Raw genomic sequence first — 17,207 nt, 5'->3', positions numbered from 1 at the left:
TAACTAGCAATAGTTAGCCTTTTTTGTTGCGAAAAAGGAGAGTGAAATATGTTAGGTCAAATACTATTAAGTTTGGCCAGTGTGGCTCCAACTAACGCTTTACACAGCGCCCTAAAATATTTGAATTATTCAAATATTTTCACACGAGCATTTTCAATCATGAAATGGTGGATTATCAATCTTGTATATGGTATCGCCAATGCTACTAGTGAGCTAATGAATCAAATGCTGAATTTGTCTAACTTTGTTAATCAGGTTAATGGTAATGGGCAAGTTGGAAAACTAATGAGAATGGGCCAGAAGATAGCCCTGGTATTAATGATTTTGTGCCTGATATGGGTGGCAATCAAGATTATTGTTGATCACCATGCACCGCAATTAAAGAATGTACTAGTACAACTTTTCATTAGTGCGTTTTTAATAATGAATATCGGTAACATGACCACATGGCTTACGTCACAATCGGTTGGACTTGCACATGGCTTACTGGGTACAACAACCTCAAAGATAGACAAGGGCACTAGTGCTTTACCCTTTAACATTTTAAAAACGCATGTCAACGATTTAGAGTATCTAGTTGATACTAATTTTTCTGGTACAAATGTTAGTTCGGCTAACCCAACTAGCAAAGCCCCAGCCAAGTTACATTGGGGGCTTAATGATCTAAGCCGTAAACAGGTGGATCAAGGAGAAGTTGATTTTACAGAATTCTTAGATAATGGAAAAATCAAAGATAATTCACCATTGGAGAAAAAGGATCACCCATATAAAAAGGGAGATTATGACAAGAAGCCTGGTACGCATTTCTTGTACGGCTGGTTAAAATATACTGCTGAAAATACACCTAAAGAAAATGGAAAAGGGACGAAATGGAGTACGGCTGATATTTGGAACTTGTTAGGTTTTTCAATTGGCGGTTACGAGCGCTATACAATTAACTTTTTGCCAGTCTTAATTGCTTTAATAGCGTTAGCCGTTGCTTATCTGTTCGCCGGCTATGCGATTGTCAAATCGTTTATTGATATTGTCGTAATTGATATATTGAGTACAGTGATTGTTGCAACTGATCTTGATACTGGTCAGAAAACTAAGCAAGTGATTAATTCACTATTTTCTGCGATATTATTGGTCAGTTTACAGGCATTTGAATTAGCTTTCTATCAAGCTGCATGTACTTGGGCCAATTCCAGCGTCAAAAGTGTTTGGGGATTTGCTATTTTTATGCTCGCCGCAACTATTATGTTAATGGCCGGCAATAATAAAGTGGCTGAATTCTTTAACGTTGATACAGGCGCACAGCGTGGTCTACGTGCTGCCGGATCTGCTTTGTATCTAGGCAAGCAGGCGGCTAATTTGGGTGGTGCTGTGCTTGGAGCGCCAGGCAGGGCCAAGAATAGAATGAGTAACATGGCTGATAAGCTTAATACAACTGGAAGTATTCAACGTGCTGCTAGAAAACAGGCAAAACAAGGATCACGGCAAAATGCAATTAATAAGATGGCCGGCTTTGATCAAAGTGGCAATGTAATTCCGTCTAATATCAATAATTCAGGCGGTGGCAGCATTACTACGGACAATCTTGCCCCATTAACGCAGACTCCTCAAGCATTAAAGAAGTCAACGGAAGCACAAAATAAAGCTGCACAAGCATTAGATGAAGCCAGAACTGGCTTTGAAGGAATAGCTGGTAAAGCTGCAATGATTTTTGGCAATGGTAATCAAGATGATTCGGTTGAACGGGCACAAGCAGATCCTGCTAAACCTAACGATGAAGATTACAGTGAAGCAAATGAAGAATACAATCCAGTATATGATCAACCAGTTAATGCCTATTCTGGAACAGAAAGTCAGCCAAGTAGCGATAAGGGCCAGTATAGCCCTTCAACACCAGGTGCAAGTCAAAGTAGGCAAAGTGCAAGTAGAGATACAGCACATAGACAACCACAAAAGAATGACTTTGCTTCATGGCAAACTCGAGCTAGACAATACGACAAGTATAATCGGCTGACTACGGATAATGGATATGCACCGGTTGACTATAATCCAATAACAAAATTGCCTTACACGCAAGAAGAATGGGCTCAAAACCTTAATAACGTCAGGTCTAATGACGTACCTAGTCACAACTTAGATGGTTCAAGATTTAGCACTTCAGATGATTCTCAAAATGATTATCAAGAAAGTAGAAGTAACAGACCGGATCAATCGGTTAATGACTATGCTAAGGATAATTTAGACCGCAATCGGCTTCGTGATAGCAATAAACCAGATCAATCTAATTCGCCCAAACCACCAAGAGCTAGGAAATAAGGAAGGTAAGGAATGGATAATTATAATCGAAAACAAATGATGATACCGAAAACGACTAGAGCAGCTATCATGCTCTGGGTTGTGCCGTTAATCGATATTTTTATCGTAGCTATTTGCGGATTCCTCGGTATCGTAATTAGCCAAAGTTATACCACAGTACAGGGTGTTCAAATTATTTCACTTATTTGTGGCCTGATCATTGGTATTGGTTTGATTAAAAGAACTCAGAAAGCACCCAACATGAGAAACTGGCGAGTGCTATTTTTTGTTTGGCTGCAAGATAAAAGTAAGTATTTTCCTATCACGGTAACAAACGAAACAGAAGAAGAATTAAGAACAAAAGAAAAGGAGGGAGGAAATTCATTGTTCAAAAGTAATCGAAAAGAAAAAAGGGCGGCCGAAGCACAATTAAAAACAGCTTTGTCGTTAGGTATGCCAATTAATTGTACAGAAGATGGAATTATAACTTATCCAGATGGTTCAGCTGCCCGATATTTGCAACTAGGATCAACCGACCTGTTTAATTTACCAGATTCGGGACTGATTGAATGGCAAGATAGTCTGACTGGTGTCAGTCGGACGTATATTGAAGATTGCTCATATATTTCAATGGCTGCCAGGATCGATATGTCCGCCAATCAACGATATTGGCGGTATTTACGTCAAAAATGCGCTACTAGTCCGCAAGGTAAAAGAAGGGCTTGGGATTTAACAGAGAAGATTGCAGCAGCAGAGCAGGTGGAGCGTAGAACTGATCTTTATAGTTCTAAAAAATATTACGTAGAACTTTTTGGTTCTAGCGTTAAAGAGGTTCGGGAACGGACCTCTTTTTATAAAATGGGTGCTCAAAAGCTAAAACCCCGGGAACTTAGCCGGGCAGAAACAATCGAAGTATTATTTTCCATTAACAATCCGATTAATGATTAGAAAGGAGTACAGAATTTGAAAATATTAGGAAAAAGCAAAACATTTCTACGTAAATTTCTCTATGCAGAACGTGGGAATCGTTTGAGTGGCAAAGATAATAAGAAGTATCTTCTTTCTACAGAAGATGAGGTAAGGTTGGCCAAAAAGGGCTATGATTTAAAATTTATTGCAGCAATTCAACCGCAAGGAGGAATTAGATTTTATGACAAATACGCTGCAACTGGAAATAGTTTCTTTACCTACTTAACTATTATCAGTTATCGTAAAGATCCACCGTTATTATGGCTGTTTCAAATTTTTGGCAACGATTTTACGATGAGTAAACTTGATGTTCATACTGAAAAGATTGATAAAGTTAAAAACCAACTAAATCGGTCGATCACAGAAAAACAGGATCAGGCAAGAAAAGGTCGTTATCAAACAGATATGGACTCAGCCGATCAAGAACAGATTGATTTGCGTGAGTTGGCCAAACAGTTTAATGCTGGTACAGAAATACCTAAAGCAATTAGAATTCAAGTAAAAATCTATGCGGATACGCTGCCGGAATTGCAGAATCGCGTGAGCGAAATAAGCCGAACGCTGCGAGGTGACGGTTATCGAGGAGTGATTTATCAATTTACACTGCCAGAGCAGAGTAAAGCATGGTATCAGAATTTTTCGCAAGAAAATATGTCCTTAACCGCACCAGCTGCCACAACAATGGGAGCAGCCGTTATCGGGGGCGGTGTGCCTTTCCAAGGTGAAGATTTAACTGATCCACACGGCACATTGTATGGCCGTACGTCTACAAATGGACCGTTTGTCTTTGATCGTTTCGCACACACGCCGGAAAGGACTTCATACAATACCCTAGTATTGGGACAAATGGGATCAGGAAAGTCTACTTTTCTAAAAATGAATGAAAAGAGTGATTATGACCGTGGTTATTTTGTACGGATTATTGATAAAGCTGGTGAATATACCAAGCTGGTTAAGTCGCAAGGCGGGGTAGTAATTCGGTTAGATGGCAAAGAGGGTATGATTAACCCCCTGCAGGTATTGGCCACGGCAACAGATGACAATGATCAAAAAACAGTTGATGAAATGGCTAGTTTCAGGCAACATGTTGCAAACGTGCTGGTTCTTTTTAGCAATATCATGAATAACCAAATTGATGAATCAACTAAGCAAGAATTTAGTTCACTATTGCAGCATTTTTATGTGAGTTGTGGATTATTGCCAGCAGACTGGCAGAAGCACCCAGAAAACATTCATATTACAGGGCTACAGCCAAATCAATATCCGATTCTGTCTGATTTCCGTAAATATGTTAAAAAAGTTGCCACGAATGAATTTCTAGATAGAATTCACGCAACGGCAAAACGGCGCAATACTTATGAACAAATCAATACGGCGTTAGATAACATGATTGAAAACTATGGTAATCTTTTCGATGGTATTTCAAGTTTGAGAAATCTTAATGACGTTCAAGTCGTTTCATTTGATACTTCGGCAATATCCAAAATGGATTCCAACATCTATCATGCCCAGTTATATTCAACTTTAAACTTGATTCAAAATCAGGCAGTTATTAATGGACGCAAACAGGTAGATAAAGAAGACATTGACCGGCAATACTTCAGTATTTACTTTGATGAGTGCCACAACATTATAAATCCAAATAATATGATTGCGGTGCAGCAGATTGTCAACATGGCCAGAGAATTCAGAAAGTTCTTCGCAGGAATAACCTTCGCAACGCAAGATCTAGGTGCTATGTTACCTGATAACGTTTCGTCAGCCGATCTCGAATCTTTGAAGTCGATTGTTTTATTCTGTCAATACAAAGTGACGTTTAGGCATGAAGCGGGACAGCTTGAAAAATTAAACAGATTGTTGGGTGCCACCTTGAGTGAAACGGACTACGAACAGATCCCCCGGCAAAAGCAAGGGCAAAGTATAGTCACAATTGGGACCACACAGAGGTATCATATACAGGTTGAGCCTAGTCAGCGGGAACTAGCCCTGTTCACTGGGGGCGTATAATATGCGCAACTTCTTTAAACGTAAGATTATGAAATGGCTAATGATAGGGGGCACCGTAGTTGGCTTTGCAATGTTATTAATCGCTGGTGTATCGAGTATAGGTGGCACTGTTCTATCTTTCCTACTTTCTTGGCAAAGTCAAACTTGCAATCAACAGTCTAATGAAAGTAGTGGTAATTTAACCGTTAGCGGCTACAGTAAAAATGTACTTAGTAAAGCTGTAGCTGTGGCAGAAGTTGTAGGGGCCGACTTGAATATCAAGCCGGCTCTTGTTTTTGCCCAATTAGCCGCAGAAACAGGAATGCAAGATTCTAGAGAAGTACGCGAAGATAATAACTTTGGTGGTGTCAAATACAGTTCTTCCTTTAGTGATATAGCAACGCCAGGAAATATTTCTCCAGAAGGAGATCCTTACGCCCACTTTAAAAGCATTAGCGGCTTTGCAACTATCTACCGTAATACGATTAAGAACATGCTAGATGGAAAAAAGCCGGATACATGGCATGAATTCGTTGTTAATCTTAAGGCTAAAGGATATATGGGTGACGATGTTGATCATTACGTGGGGTTAGGGCAAAATTGGTACGATAATTACAACAAATTGGCTAAAAAGTACGGTAAAGGTAAAATTTCAGTATCAGCAAGTGCTAACGGCGCTAGTGACGATGATGTGGCCAGTGACGGCAGCAATATTTGTCCAGACACTGATGAAGGCTCATATTCAGGTAGTTGGGCCTGGCCATTTAGTACGATTAAGGAATCACCTCAGAGTTTGGATGGTGGCCAATATGGGCACACATCGTATTCACGCGGCAGCACTAACTTTCATGATGGTTTTGACTTTTCAAATGGTTTAAACGGCGTGCATAACGGCTCGGCAGTTTTGGCCGTTACAAGCGGTAAGATCTATAAAGTTGGCTATGACAGCGCCGCTCACTATTATATCTGGGAAAAAGCCGGAGACTACAATATTATCTATCAAGAAGGCTTTACATATAAAGACGATATAGATGTTAAAAAGGGCGATACAGTGAAAATTGGACAAAAGATCGGTACGATCACTGATTCACACGTCCACTTGGGTATTACGACCAATAAGAAAAATCCAGCAATGAACCAGACCGGTTCACCGGTTGCCAATGGTTTTGACCACCCTAATTGCTGGTTAAACCCGATCAAAGTAATTCAACATGGTTTAACAAAAGAGGGGAATAGCTAAATGAAAAAAAGCAATCTCAAGGCTTGGCAATATTTCAGCTGGAGTATTGCGGGAGTAGCATTAATTATTGCCTTTGCAAGCAGACCAAGCAGCAATGAGTTAGCACAAGTTCAATCTCAAATCAGAACTACTGATAAAGTACTTAAGCAGTCTGATAAGGCCCCTGGCAGCGCAGTAGAAGAGCCCAAGGCAAAGACCTTTGACTTGACCGCAGCCAAGCAGAAAGCCACTGACAAGCTAAAAGATGGCCTGTCTCAAGCACTTGGCGGTTATAAAGACAGTGCAGAGTATAATCAACATCGGCAAAAATTAGACAACTTATTTGGCAGTAAATTTGATACGGAATTGTATAAATTAAACGGCTTACCTGATGAAACATATAGCGCAAAGGCAACCGCTAAATTCAAATTTACACTGCAAGACCCGGCAAAGGTTGACGTTGGGTTCAGTGATTGGTCTGATCCAACACATGCAAAGGCTGTTGCAATAGTACGTTACAACCCTAATTATTTAAAGTATGGCGTGATTAAAATTATCAATTTTGATTACAATCTACAAACCCAAAAAGTTAATACGGCTACTTTAGACAATTTAAAGAATCCGCAACTTAAAGGTTATTTCATTGAAGATGAATAGGAGGTGTACTAATGAAAAGCAAAATACAAATTGCTATTGCAAGTTTGATCGCAATAGCTGGACTGGGAGCAACTGGATATTTCAAAATGCAGCAAATGCAAATTGATCAACGAGTTGCCGCAGCTAAAGTAACTTTAGCTAAAAAAGAAAAACAAGTAGATAATATTGCTACTGTTGAACATAAGCAAAAGATCAAGAATGATCCAGTGGCCAAGATCAATGAAAAGCAAGAAAACGAAATAAAATTAATGCAAAACAACGGTCAAGCACTTTTCAAGTTGCTGTACACAATGAAAGACGGTGAAACGCAAACAGATTTAGATATTCGTAACAAAAATTTGCCACATTATGCGACAAATGCAGCACTTATACAGACTGGTTTAAATTCAAAATCAATTAAAGAAACTAAAGAATTTAAGAATGTAGTTGAGCATATCAATATGGAACTTAATACAAGTTCTGCCGACAATCACGGTATTTATTCGGGAGTAATTGCTGAAAATTCAGTTCAATCTTCGATTAATTTTGTTGGTAAGCGCAATAAAACAGATTGGTATCTTTTCAAATACGATAGCAATATTAATAAGTTTATCCAATTTACACTGCTTGGATTTAACTTCACCCATGCAGATTAGGATAGAAAGAGGACGATAATGTTCCATAAAATAATAAGAAGACTAGCGATTTTAGCTAGTCTTTTTTTAATACTTTGGGGTGCTTGGTCGATTGAAAAAGGTCATATTACACATGAGCGAGTTGATCGATCAGCAGTTCAAATTAAAAAGAAAACGTCAGTTTTATTCTTTTATCGTGACAACTGTCCAGACTGTAAACATGTTTTCCCTCTGGTCAGTGTCTTAAAAGATTTAGGATCACCAATTCAATTTATTAATGTAAATAATCGAATGAATCATAGTAAAGCTCGCCAAGTTTATCATGTTAAAGCTGTTCCAACTTTTATTCTAATTAATAAGCAGCGAAAGGTTCTTAGCAGCTATACAGGTTCAGATCTTAAAAGTATCAAAAAATTTATAACACAAAAAATACCCAAAGTAGGTGATTAGATGAATGATTATCTTGAAGAATTAATGAATCGATTTCGAGAAACATTTGGAATTAAGACTGAAGAAAAAGAATATAAACCAAAAGACCCGTATCAGAATCGAAAAACATATATAAAGCACACAATAATCTTTGTAGGCTTAATTTTAGTAGGAATGATTGGCCCCCTATTTATGACAAAAAACAATCGATATACAATACCACAAACATTTGGCAGTAATAATATTACGCAGAATGCAACGATCAAAAAGGTTAAAAGCAATTATAATCCAGATACGCATTTGATGGTCAGCGAGTTTTTTATCGGTGATCAAAATGATATTGACAATGCTTCTGAAGATCGCAACTTGGCTAACATTAAGTATGACGTTAAGTATCTTATTCAGAATAATAAAATCCAAAGGTACCCTACTAAAATTGTCCGGGTTAATGATCATTACATAGTTGTGATCACTGAAAATGTTAAGCCTGGTTATGGGCTTTTAACGTATAATATTACCCCGCAAAAAATCAAGTCGGCGCTTAATACTGATTGTGAAAACTCCACGCTCGCGTTCTACATTAAAGAAGGCCAAGTACCTGAAAAAACTAATCTATCAGTCCATGAAAGTCAATTCTATGAGCAAAATTACAAAGACTTTGCACTTAGAAACTATCAACAAAAATTGATTAAATTGGCTAAAAAGATAAAAGAAAAAGAAAATATCATTACCGAAGATAACAAATTATTGGCCAAGTTAAACGACAAATTGGAAAGTGCTTTAAAGCAAAATAAGAGTGATTTACAGGATCAAATCCAAGATACTGAGGGAGACATTGCAGAACAAAATAAGGAAATTAAGAGCCTTAAAAAAGAGATTACTGACTATCAAGATCGGATTAATCACGTCACAATTACGAACTAATTAGCCAAGTAAAAATACAAAAAGGGTGATCTTTAAGATCACCTTTTTAAATAAAAAAATAGGAAAATAGCAATTCTTAACCTTTTGCGAAAAAGCGGAAAAAATGCTGATATATCAACGTTTTTAGGATCGTCCCATTTCAGGGCAGGGGGTATCCCACAATAGGGATTTTCACAACCCAGATTTGGGATTTTACTGTTATATCAGGCTTTTTGACTATCCCACAGTAGGGAGCTTTTAGAGAGAAAGTGATATCAAGGGCAAATGTCCAGAATCCGCTTGGCACCGCCAAGCTAATCACTTACCTTTGGTAAGTGATAGCAGGATTCCCTTATGCTCTTCACTCAGACTTTGTGAATCAGGCAGAATAAATTGATAGAAACGGCAAAATTGCCACATTGAGCAGATTAAACAGGAACGTGTTTGGATTTTTTAGAAAGGACGGCAGGGGCAATGGCTGATATTTTAGTTAGAAATGTTCCTGAGAAAATAGTTGCCAGACTTGACCAACAGGTTGACCAACTTAATTCAAATAGAAAGATAAAGTTAAGCCGCAATGATTACATTAAGTTGATTATTACGAACCAAGTTGATTCTGCATTAGAAGATTACGAGCGATCAAAATATAAAATTTTATTGCAACATGAAATTGAACTTCATGAATTAGAAATTGAACTGTTCAAACAAATAATTATCAGTTTAGCGACTGGAAACCCGACTGATGCGATTAACTTAGTCGAACATTTATCAGGTATATCAGACAACAAGAAAAATGATTTATACGGTCATTAAGTCACCAACTAATCACTTAGTTTTTAAACTTAACCGTAGAATGCTCCTCTCAACATAAGAAAGAAAGGAAAAACATGTCACAAGAGAAAAATAAATTGCTTGAAAAGCATATACGTATTAAAGAAGATGATTGGCGACTAATTGAAAAGATACAGCGAGAAGACCCTAAAATTTCAAGTATTGGCGACGTAATTCATGTCGCAATTAGTAATTATCAAAAGACAAAACACGATGAACTGATTCTGGAAAAATTAGAACAAGTATTGTTACGGTTAAGCGCAACGGACAAAGACGTTGAGCTGGGTAATGAAATGATTGGTGAGTTGTGTTACATCAAAGATTTAAATTATATTCGTCACGGTGTTAGCAAAAATCTTGAAGAAACTGCAATGAACTTGGTAGATAAAAAAATCAAAAATGCACAGGAAAGAAAAGCTTACAGAAAGTAGGTGGTTATATTGGTTCAAACAAAGCAAACACCATACATTATTTTAACCAGTGATTTTGTTTATGCTCGCCTAGGGCAAGGGAAAAATTATGGCAGCTATGGAACCAACTATATGGCACGTAAGGAAGCGTTAGAAAAGTTATCCTATCTAACCCCGGAGGAAGAAACCGAGTATCTGCAAAGAAAAGTTTTATTAAGCAGTGAAGATGACCCTAACCTAGTAACTATTAGCAAGCATTATTCACAGACAAATGATGATTCAAAATTAACTAAAGCCAGCATTGCAGAATTAAACAAGACCAGTTTTATAGAACTTAGCAGTCAAGATTATAGCAAATACATTGGCTACATGATGAGAAAACAAGCGCTGGCCAATAAAGAAAAAACTAACGGGTTATCAGCTACCGAAGCTAAAGAACTGGAACGTGTTACAAAGGCTGCAAATAACTATGACGCACCACAAATTGGTAAGGATAAAATCCTGCAAGGATACTTTTCTTGCGATCAAGATACGATTAAATTAGGCGATCTTGATCATATCCGAGCCAAAATGAGATCGGCCCAGGCCAACAATTCAATCCTTTGGCAAGATGTAATTTCGTTTGACAATGAATATCTACGAAAGATGGGAGTTTTTGATCCAACGACAGGGTACCTTGATGAAGCAGGAATTAGAAAAGCAAGTAAAAAAATGATGGATACGCTAACCGAAAAAGAGAATTTAAATAATCCATTTTGGACAGCAGCAATCCACCGTAATACTGATAATATCCATATCCATTTTGGCATTGTAGAGGCAGCCAATTCTCGACCATTAAAAAGATGGAAAGATGAAGACGGCGTTGTCCATGTTGAACCTAAGGGTTGGCGCAAATTAAGTACAATCCAGGCAATGAAAAGTGCATTTACGAATGAAATGTTTGACATTACCGGCCTATTAAAGGAAATGAATTTACGCCGAAATGAAATTACTAAGGGTATGACAGAAGCTTTCACGAAGTCTTTTGAAGAACCAAATTTTCAACGTGACTTGAACGATTTTATTCAAGCATTGCCTGAAGACCGGAATAAATGGCGCTGGGCTAATCTTAATAGCGGACAACGGCAAACGTTAACTACTCTGGTTGATACGGTTATGGAAGACAATCCTAGTTACCAGAAATGGAATAATCTTTTTCAGGATTACCGGGAACATTATCAGAAAATGTACGGTCAAGCTAGAAATAACCATGATAATGAAGCGGCCAAAAAATGGGAAGATTTAAAGCGGCGCGCTGGCAACGCTCTGTTAAAAGAGATCAAGGTAATTGATCAGAATGTTAATCATTTTAGACAGCAAGGCACCCGTGACGTTAACCAAAATGGGCCTAATACCAAGGGGCAAACATTTAAAATTGGAAATTCAATGCTGCAAAAAATTAAAGCGATCGAACAAGATAATGCACAAAGTAAGGCTAATTTTGATCAAAGCAGCCCAAATAATGTACGCCGCAGACGCCGCAATAAGCAATTTAAAGCACACGCCACCTATAATGATTGGCAGGAATTGAATTTTAAAAAACAAAAAGATTATAAGCGTAAAAAAGAACTGGAGAACAGCCTAAATAAAGCAATTAGGCCGCTGCTTACTAAAAAAGCCAGCAATGTAGTATTTAATCGAATCAAACGGCAATGCGAAAAAAACTTAACGACACTGGAAAAGCAGCAAGCTCTTAGTGCTTACGAGCGAACGCAACAGGCAATTAGTATGGAACAAGAACGCCGCTAAAAATAGAAAAATTTTTGCCTTACTTTTGCCTTACTTTTTCTATTTATTTAAGAAAGGAAAATGCTATGTGGGTAAATTCAGATGAAGAAGAACAAGTAACCATATCTACCCTAACTGCTAAAAATCAAATTACGATTCCCAAAATAATTCGTAACTTTTTAGGAATTAAAGCAACTGATATGATTAGTTGGAAAATTTTAGAAAATAATACGGTAGTGATTTCCACGCTGCATAAAGGGCTGTGGGACGTAGTAGACGAACAGGCAAAACAATATGGCAGCGTTGACGTTTCGAAATTTGACTGGGAAGACACGAAAGGAGAATAAATTAACTAATGAAATTAGAACAGGGAGATATTATCTGGCTTGATCTTGATCCTGCGAAGGGTACTGAAACGCAAAATAAAAGACCGTGTTTAATTGTTAGCAATAACAATTACAATCGAATCTTTAATACGGTAATTGCTGTACCAATCAGTACATCGGCTAAATATTTAACTGAAGAAAAATATATTAAATCTCCTATGTTTATTCCGATTGACAAGGATAATATTCACGGGACAGCACTTTTGCAGCAAACACGGGCAGTGGACCCGACACAAAGGATAGGGGGAAAGTTAGAAACAAAGTTATCTAGCTTGAAAATGAAACAAATCAGCAAAACTATTAGTCAATTCTATTAGTTTAAAACACAAAAATATTAATTTAACGCTTAGTTGTATGACTAAGCGTTTTTTATTTTGAAAGGAAAAAATATGACTAATCAAAAAGAAGCCAATTCCTGGTACAACCAAATCTATAATGCAGACATTGTAGATTTATGTGACGCTTTGGGAATTCAATTACACAATGAAGGCCGCATGTATCGTGGGGTTGAACATGATAGTTTAGTAATCACACGTTCTAAAAATGCCTGGTATCAAAATTCACGCCATATAGGTGGTGTAGGCGGGTGGTCCTTCATTAAAGGATATGTTTTTGCCGATCAACAATTAGATAAAAAAGCAATGTATACCAAAATTAGGAACATAGCCAATAAAGTAGGTTTATTTGACCCAAGTCAGCAGACAATGACCGAAGAGCAACATACACCTTATGTTTATCCCCAAACTCAAATTACAGAAAGTATTGATCAAGCTAAAAACTATTTGGTTAATGAACGCAAAATCTCACCAAAATTAGTAGATTGGCTGCACCAGCACAACTATTTGGAGCAAGATAAAAAGAACAACGTTGTCTTCAAAAGATTGGATCCATTTACCGGTAAGATAATTGGCGCAAGTAAGCAGGGGACGTACATTAACTTTGATAAATATCCTAAACGGGGAACGTTTAAAATTATCGATCAAAATACCGCACCTCATTCAGCCTGGTATTTTGATATTGGTAAGCCATTAAACGTCAGATTTTTTGAAGCACCCATTGACGCAATGTCTTTTTATCAAATTGCACCAGATCGTTTTAAAAATACTCGCTTTATAGCTCTAGACGGGCTAAAACCCCATATTGCTAATCACTATTTGACCATTACAGATACTCAATTAGCGCAAGAAGGGCTGGGTATACAGTCCATTGCGCTGGGCGTGGATAATGACGCTGCCGGCGACGCTTTTGTGAAGGAAATGCAGGAATACCGTTTCTCTAATAATTTAGGTAAGAATATCCCAATAAAGGCAGCCCAGCCTAGCAAAAAATTTGGCAAAGACTGGAATGATCAATTAAAAAATATGACGGAACAGTCAAATTTAGATAAAAATGCCCAACAGATGGATCAGGCACAAGAAAAAGTTAGTAATGAAGCCCTACCCAATGAGCCTAAAGAGCTAGTTAAAACACCGGTGGCCAATTTAATGAAAGATGTTAGCTCGTATCTAGTAGATCCAGTAAAAACATTAGAGTTACTAGACTTTTTAGATCGTTTCCATGATTATTCAGTACGAAATCGGTTATTAATCCAAAGGCAACGACCGGGAGCATTGGCGGTCGGGAGTTTTCAAAAATTCAAAACTCTAGGCTACTCCGTGAAAAAAGGCGAAAAAGGTATCAAAATTTTAGTGCCTATTGAGATAAAAGAATTCTATCGTAAAGATAAATTAGTACCACTAAAATATGCGACAAAGGACGAACGGGCCAAAATCAAAGCAGGCTTACTACCAGTTAGAAAAAAATTAGCATTTACCGCTGGTAATGTTTTTGATATTACTCAAACTACAATGCCCAAAGACAAGTATCCGGAATTATATCCTAACCGACACGTTGACTTTGACATAGACAAAGAAATTAATCAAAAGTACCTCGATAAGCGCCTAGATAAATTTGCACAGCAAATTGGGTTTAAGGTGGATCGAAGCATATCTGAAGCTGATTACAGTAACTATTTTGGTGTAGCTAAAGGGGTAACTGTTCCTAAAGACCGAGCGATCTACCTCAACCCCAATAATACACCTAGCGAGCAGAGCGCGACTTTAATGCACGAATTAGGGCACGCCTTGTTACACACTATTCCACAAAGTAAGGAATCAGCAGCGTCAATTAGGCCAATTAAAGAATTACAAGCACAACTAACTTCATATTTGGTAGCTAAAAATTATGGGATTAACAACCATGATGACACTGTAAGTTACATTGCTGGTTGGACCAATAATGGGCAAAAGTTACGTCAACTGACTTCTACGCTGCAAGCGGAAGTTCTAGATGGTTCCATTAAAGCAGCAGACAAAATTATCAACTTCATTGATGAGGATCAAAAGCGAGAGCCGATAGCAAGGAACAAAGATAGAGAAGAGAACCAAGCCCAGTTATCTACTGAAAAAGCGCAGCAAAGAGATCTGTTTACGCCGACTGAAAAGCAAAATTTAGCAAAAATTAGCCAGCAAAAAGAAAAACGGGAGAACAAACTAGTCCCTAAAGAACGGCCTGTTAAAACAGAAAATAAACTTAACCAAATTGACCTATCTTCGCCAACGGCTCGACAAGATTTTGCTAAAGTTGTTTACCAACAGAAAGAAATGCAGGCAGTATTAGCAGAAGAGGGGCTAGAACGTGATTAGCGTTAGATTACATAAAAATCGTTATATTCGCGCCCCCTGTATGGTTTTCATTTCTCCGATTTAGTTCATATTTAATCCCATTTATGGAATTTTTTGTTCGTAATATGGTATAATATAATTAACTAAACTATGAGGGAGATTACCAAAAATGAATGCAGCAATTTCAAAGTTATTAAACAATGCCAACCTTACTATTAGAGATATTTCAAAGAAAACGAATGTCCCCACAACAACATTGAGTAACGCCCTTAACAAACCCATTGAATCATGGTCAATTAGAGTATTAAATGCAGTTGCTGCGGGATTAGATGAAAGACCGGGCGATCTATTAAACATGTTACAACCAAAGGCATATATTTTAGACATTAACGATGAGAACCAGTCTATTCAAGGAGTGGTTATACCAGATAAATTTATGTATCAACAAATAAGGGGAGTAGTAGAAGCAAGTCATTTAGAGGGGTGGAACCCTGAAAAAAGTGATATTGAGTACATTTTAGATTCTGTAATTAATCCTGATCCCAAAGAGCTTAAAAGGATTGATGAAATTTGGGGTAAAGATTAATGAGTGATTGGATTAGCCAAACGCTATATTCTAACGGAACGATGAAGAATAAGCTGCATATCCACGATCAAAAAGAACTCGAGAAAAAAGAATACTTGATTACATCAAGGAATGCATCACTTTTTTTAATGAAGAAGCCGCACATAGACGATATAAGCGATTTACAGAAGATTCATAAAATCATGTTCGGCGAGTTGTATGATTGGGCAGGCGAATACCGACCAGGTAATTTTCAGAAGAATGGCTTTGATTTTTTTGATCATACGCGATTTGGTTTTGCCGAAAGAAGTATTAATAATCTAATCAAAAACAATCCACGAAAAAGCGCATTGGCCCCAATGGATTATGCAAAATTGATTGATGAAATTAATTTTATGCACCCGTTTAGAGAAGGCAACGGTCGCAGCTGTAAAGTGTTCATGCTAGCCTATGCTGCTAATCACCACCAGGTGCTTGATTATCCACGAAAGAACAATGAAATGATTGCTGCCCAGCAAGAAGCAGATGTTGATCGAATTGCTAAATTGATTAAAGTTGAAGACACGCCTGATCGAGCAGCAGCCTTTAAACAGTTACTACTCAAACAACGGCAAGAACTGTCTGACCTTGATCAAGACGGCTTGGAACGGTAAAGCTATAATTATTGATATTGAGGTAAAAAATATTGGATTACGAAGACAAATTTCACTTAACAGCGGAAGAAAATAGACGATTTGCTAAAACGAATCTAACCAAACTCGTTTTTACTAATTCACGTTTTGAGGGTTTGACTACGACTATGCCGCAAACTCAAACAATTATTGACGGCTTGGGGGTTGACGGTGTACCGATTGACGATATTAATACGATTGTGCAGCTTAAAAGAGGTTGGCAATTTACAATTAATAATAAAGAGCCTTTAACTTTAGCAACAGAAAAAAAGATTAATACAATTGTTGCTCGTGATAGTGCCGCTTTCCCTGGTTACTTACGTAATGGAACCGGCGGTGTAAGTACCTACCGAGGTGATTTTGAACCACCGATGATTGACGAACAAGAGGAAGAGCATTATTTGAATTCAATTCTAGCAAGTAAGCGCACCACTACCGATAAGGCATTGACCCTGATGTATCACAATATGCGGCAACAAATGTTTTACGATGGTAATAAAAGAACGGCCACAATTGCTGCTAATAAGATAATGATTGATAACGGAGCAGGGCTAATTAATGTACCGCTAGATCATTGGACCACTTGGCAGAAAATGTTAGCCGATTACTACTTCTCTAATGATATGACGAAATTGAAAGATTGGACGTATAAACATGGCATTCAAGGCATGGAGCCTAACTTACGTGCCCGTTCACAGAATATTGGTAAGGAAATTTCTCCAGAAGAACAAGCAAAGAATATTGCAGAATTTAAACAACTTAGAGACACGTTAGATGATGACGGATTTGAATTATCATAATTAGCATTAGCAACACAGAAAGCCTAACAGAAATGTTAGGCTTTTTTA

17 protein-coding genes are annotated in these 17,207 nt (G+C 37.6%); all 17 read left to right on the top strand.

Features of this window, described 5'->3' with window-relative positions:
- Positions 1-48: 48 nt before the first annotated feature.
- The 17 genes from AC2JF8_RS08150 to AC2JF8_RS08070 all read left to right on the top strand — a co-directional run bounded on the left by AC2JF8_RS08150 (position 49) and on the right by AC2JF8_RS08070 (position 17,159).
- Entirely contained in the window at positions 49-2,310 is a 2,262-nt protein-coding gene (locus AC2JF8_RS08150) for a pLS20_p028 family conjugation system transmembrane protein (RefSeq protein WP_500762634.1), read from the top strand.
- Positions 2,311-2,322: 12 nt separating this feature from the next.
- Positions 2,323-3,237, top strand: a complete 915-nt coding sequence (locus AC2JF8_RS08145) for a DUF5592 family protein (protein WP_500762633.1) — start codon at positions 2,323-2,325, stop codon at positions 3,235-3,237.
- Between the two features lie 15 nt (positions 3,238-3,252).
- Positions 3,253-5,265: a VirB4 family type IV secretion system protein gene (locus tag AC2JF8_RS08140; protein ID WP_500762632.1), complete on the top strand. Its 2,013-nt coding sequence runs from the start codon at positions 3,253-3,255 to the stop codon at positions 5,263-5,265.
- A gap of 1 nt (position 5,266) precedes the next feature.
- The gene (locus AC2JF8_RS08135; RefSeq protein ID WP_500762631.1) at positions 5,267-6,484 is read left to right on the top strand and encodes a M23 family metallopeptidase; all 1,218 of its coding nucleotides are present in this window, start codon (positions 5,267-5,269) and stop codon (positions 6,482-6,484) included.
- Positions 6,485-7,120 carry a hypothetical protein gene (locus AC2JF8_RS08130; RefSeq protein ID WP_500762630.1) on the top strand — a complete coding sequence of 212 codons (636 nt, stop codon included), beginning with the start codon at positions 6,485-6,487 and terminating at the stop codon, positions 7,118-7,120. It begins immediately after the preceding gene.
- An 11-nt stretch (positions 7,121-7,131) separates the two neighbouring features.
- Positions 7,132-7,755 (top strand): hypothetical protein, encoded by a 624-nt coding sequence (locus tag AC2JF8_RS08125; protein ID WP_500762629.1) that lies wholly within the window; start codon positions 7,132-7,134, stop codon positions 7,753-7,755.
- Positions 7,756-7,773: 18 nt separating this feature from the next.
- Positions 7,774-8,184, top strand: a complete 411-nt coding sequence (locus tag AC2JF8_RS08120; RefSeq protein ID WP_500762628.1) for a TlpA family protein disulfide reductase — start codon at positions 7,774-7,776, stop codon at positions 8,182-8,184.
- Positions 8,185-9,087: a coiled-coil domain-containing protein gene (locus tag AC2JF8_RS08115; RefSeq protein ID WP_500762627.1), complete on the top strand. Its 903-nt coding sequence runs from the start codon at positions 8,185-8,187 to the stop codon at positions 9,085-9,087. It abuts the gene before it with no gap.
- Positions 9,088-9,510: 423 nt separating this feature from the next.
- Positions 9,511-9,879 carry a hypothetical protein gene (locus AC2JF8_RS08110; RefSeq protein WP_500762626.1) on the top strand — a complete coding sequence of 123 codons (369 nt, stop codon included), beginning with the start codon at positions 9,511-9,513 and terminating at the stop codon, positions 9,877-9,879.
- A 74-nt stretch (positions 9,880-9,953) separates the two neighbouring features.
- The gene (locus AC2JF8_RS08105; RefSeq protein ID WP_500762625.1) at positions 9,954-10,328 is read left to right on the top strand and encodes a hypothetical protein; all 375 of its coding nucleotides are present in this window, start codon (positions 9,954-9,956) and stop codon (positions 10,326-10,328) included.
- A gap of 9 nt (positions 10,329-10,337) precedes the next feature.
- Positions 10,338-12,095, top strand: coding sequence for a MobP2 family relaxase (gene mobP2, locus AC2JF8_RS08100; protein ID WP_500762624.1), 1,758 nt, complete (start codon positions 10,338-10,340; stop codon positions 12,093-12,095).
- 65 nt (positions 12,096-12,160) lie between these two features.
- Positions 12,161-12,421, top strand: a complete 261-nt coding sequence (locus tag AC2JF8_RS08095) for a type II toxin-antitoxin system PrlF family antitoxin (RefSeq protein ID WP_500762623.1) — start codon at positions 12,161-12,163, stop codon at positions 12,419-12,421.
- An 8-nt stretch (positions 12,422-12,429) separates the two neighbouring features.
- Positions 12,430-12,777 (top strand): type II toxin-antitoxin system PemK/MazF family toxin, encoded by a 348-nt coding sequence (locus AC2JF8_RS08090; protein ID WP_046331757.1) that lies wholly within the window; start codon positions 12,430-12,432, stop codon positions 12,775-12,777.
- A gap of 72 nt (positions 12,778-12,849) precedes the next feature.
- Positions 12,850-15,144 (top strand): DUF3991 domain-containing protein, encoded by a 2,295-nt coding sequence (locus AC2JF8_RS08085; protein ID WP_500762622.1) that lies wholly within the window; start codon positions 12,850-12,852, stop codon positions 15,142-15,144.
- 148 nt (positions 15,145-15,292) lie between these two features.
- The gene (locus AC2JF8_RS08080; RefSeq protein WP_500762621.1) at positions 15,293-15,709 is read left to right on the top strand and encodes a helix-turn-helix domain-containing protein; all 417 of its coding nucleotides are present in this window, start codon (positions 15,293-15,295) and stop codon (positions 15,707-15,709) included.
- The gene (locus tag AC2JF8_RS08075; RefSeq protein WP_500762620.1) at positions 15,709-16,341 is read left to right on the top strand and encodes a Fic/DOC family protein; all 633 of its coding nucleotides are present in this window, start codon (positions 15,709-15,711) and stop codon (positions 16,339-16,341) included. The genes AC2JF8_RS08080 and AC2JF8_RS08075 overlap by 1 nt, the downstream gene beginning before the upstream one ends.
- A gap of 32 nt (positions 16,342-16,373) precedes the next feature.
- Positions 16,374-17,159, top strand: coding sequence for a Fic family protein (locus AC2JF8_RS08070; protein WP_500762619.1), 786 nt, complete (start codon positions 16,374-16,376; stop codon positions 17,157-17,159).
- The last annotated feature ends 48 nt before the right edge of the window (positions 17,160-17,207 follow it).

Source organism: Lactobacillus sp. CA30L (assembly GCF_059900845.1).
This window is presented reverse-complemented; position numbering and strand designations above follow the sequence as displayed.

Bases quoted from the DNA above. Each gene is read 5' to 3' on its own strand.
- AC2JF8_RS08090 (WP_046331757.1), top strand. From the start codon at position 12,430: ATGAAATTAGAACAGGGAGATATTATCTGGCTTGATCTTGATCCTGCG.
- AC2JF8_RS08115 (WP_500762627.1), top strand. From the start codon at position 8,185: ATGAATGATTATCTTGAAGAATTAATGAATCGATTTCGAGAAACATTT.
- AC2JF8_RS08080 (WP_500762621.1), top strand. From the start codon at position 15,293: ATGAATGCAGCAATTTCAAAGTTATTAAACAATGCCAACCTTACTATT.
- AC2JF8_RS08150 (WP_500762634.1), top strand. From the start codon at position 49: ATGTTAGGTCAAATACTATTAAGTTTGGCCAGTGTGGCTCCAACTAAC.
- AC2JF8_RS08130 (WP_500762630.1), top strand. From the start codon at position 6,485: ATGAAAAAAAGCAATCTCAAGGCTTGGCAATATTTCAGCTGGAGTATT.
- AC2JF8_RS08105 (WP_500762625.1), top strand. From the start codon at position 9,954: ATGTCACAAGAGAAAAATAAATTGCTTGAAAAGCATATACGTATTAAA.
- AC2JF8_RS08075 (WP_500762620.1), top strand. From the start codon at position 15,709: ATGAGTGATTGGATTAGCCAAACGCTATATTCTAACGGAACGATGAAG.
- AC2JF8_RS08135 (WP_500762631.1), top strand. From the start codon at position 5,267: ATGCGCAACTTCTTTAAACGTAAGATTATGAAATGGCTAATGATAGGG.
- AC2JF8_RS08120 (WP_500762628.1), top strand. From the start codon at position 7,774: ATGTTCCATAAAATAATAAGAAGACTAGCGATTTTAGCTAGTCTTTTT.
- AC2JF8_RS08125 (WP_500762629.1), top strand. From the start codon at position 7,132: ATGAAAAGCAAAATACAAATTGCTATTGCAAGTTTGATCGCAATAGCT.
- AC2JF8_RS08145 (WP_500762633.1), top strand. From the start codon at position 2,323: ATGGATAATTATAATCGAAAACAAATGATGATACCGAAAACGACTAGA.
- AC2JF8_RS08095 (WP_500762623.1), top strand. From the start codon at position 12,161: ATGTGGGTAAATTCAGATGAAGAAGAACAAGTAACCATATCTACCCTA.
- AC2JF8_RS08085 (WP_500762622.1), top strand. From the start codon at position 12,850: ATGACTAATCAAAAAGAAGCCAATTCCTGGTACAACCAAATCTATAAT.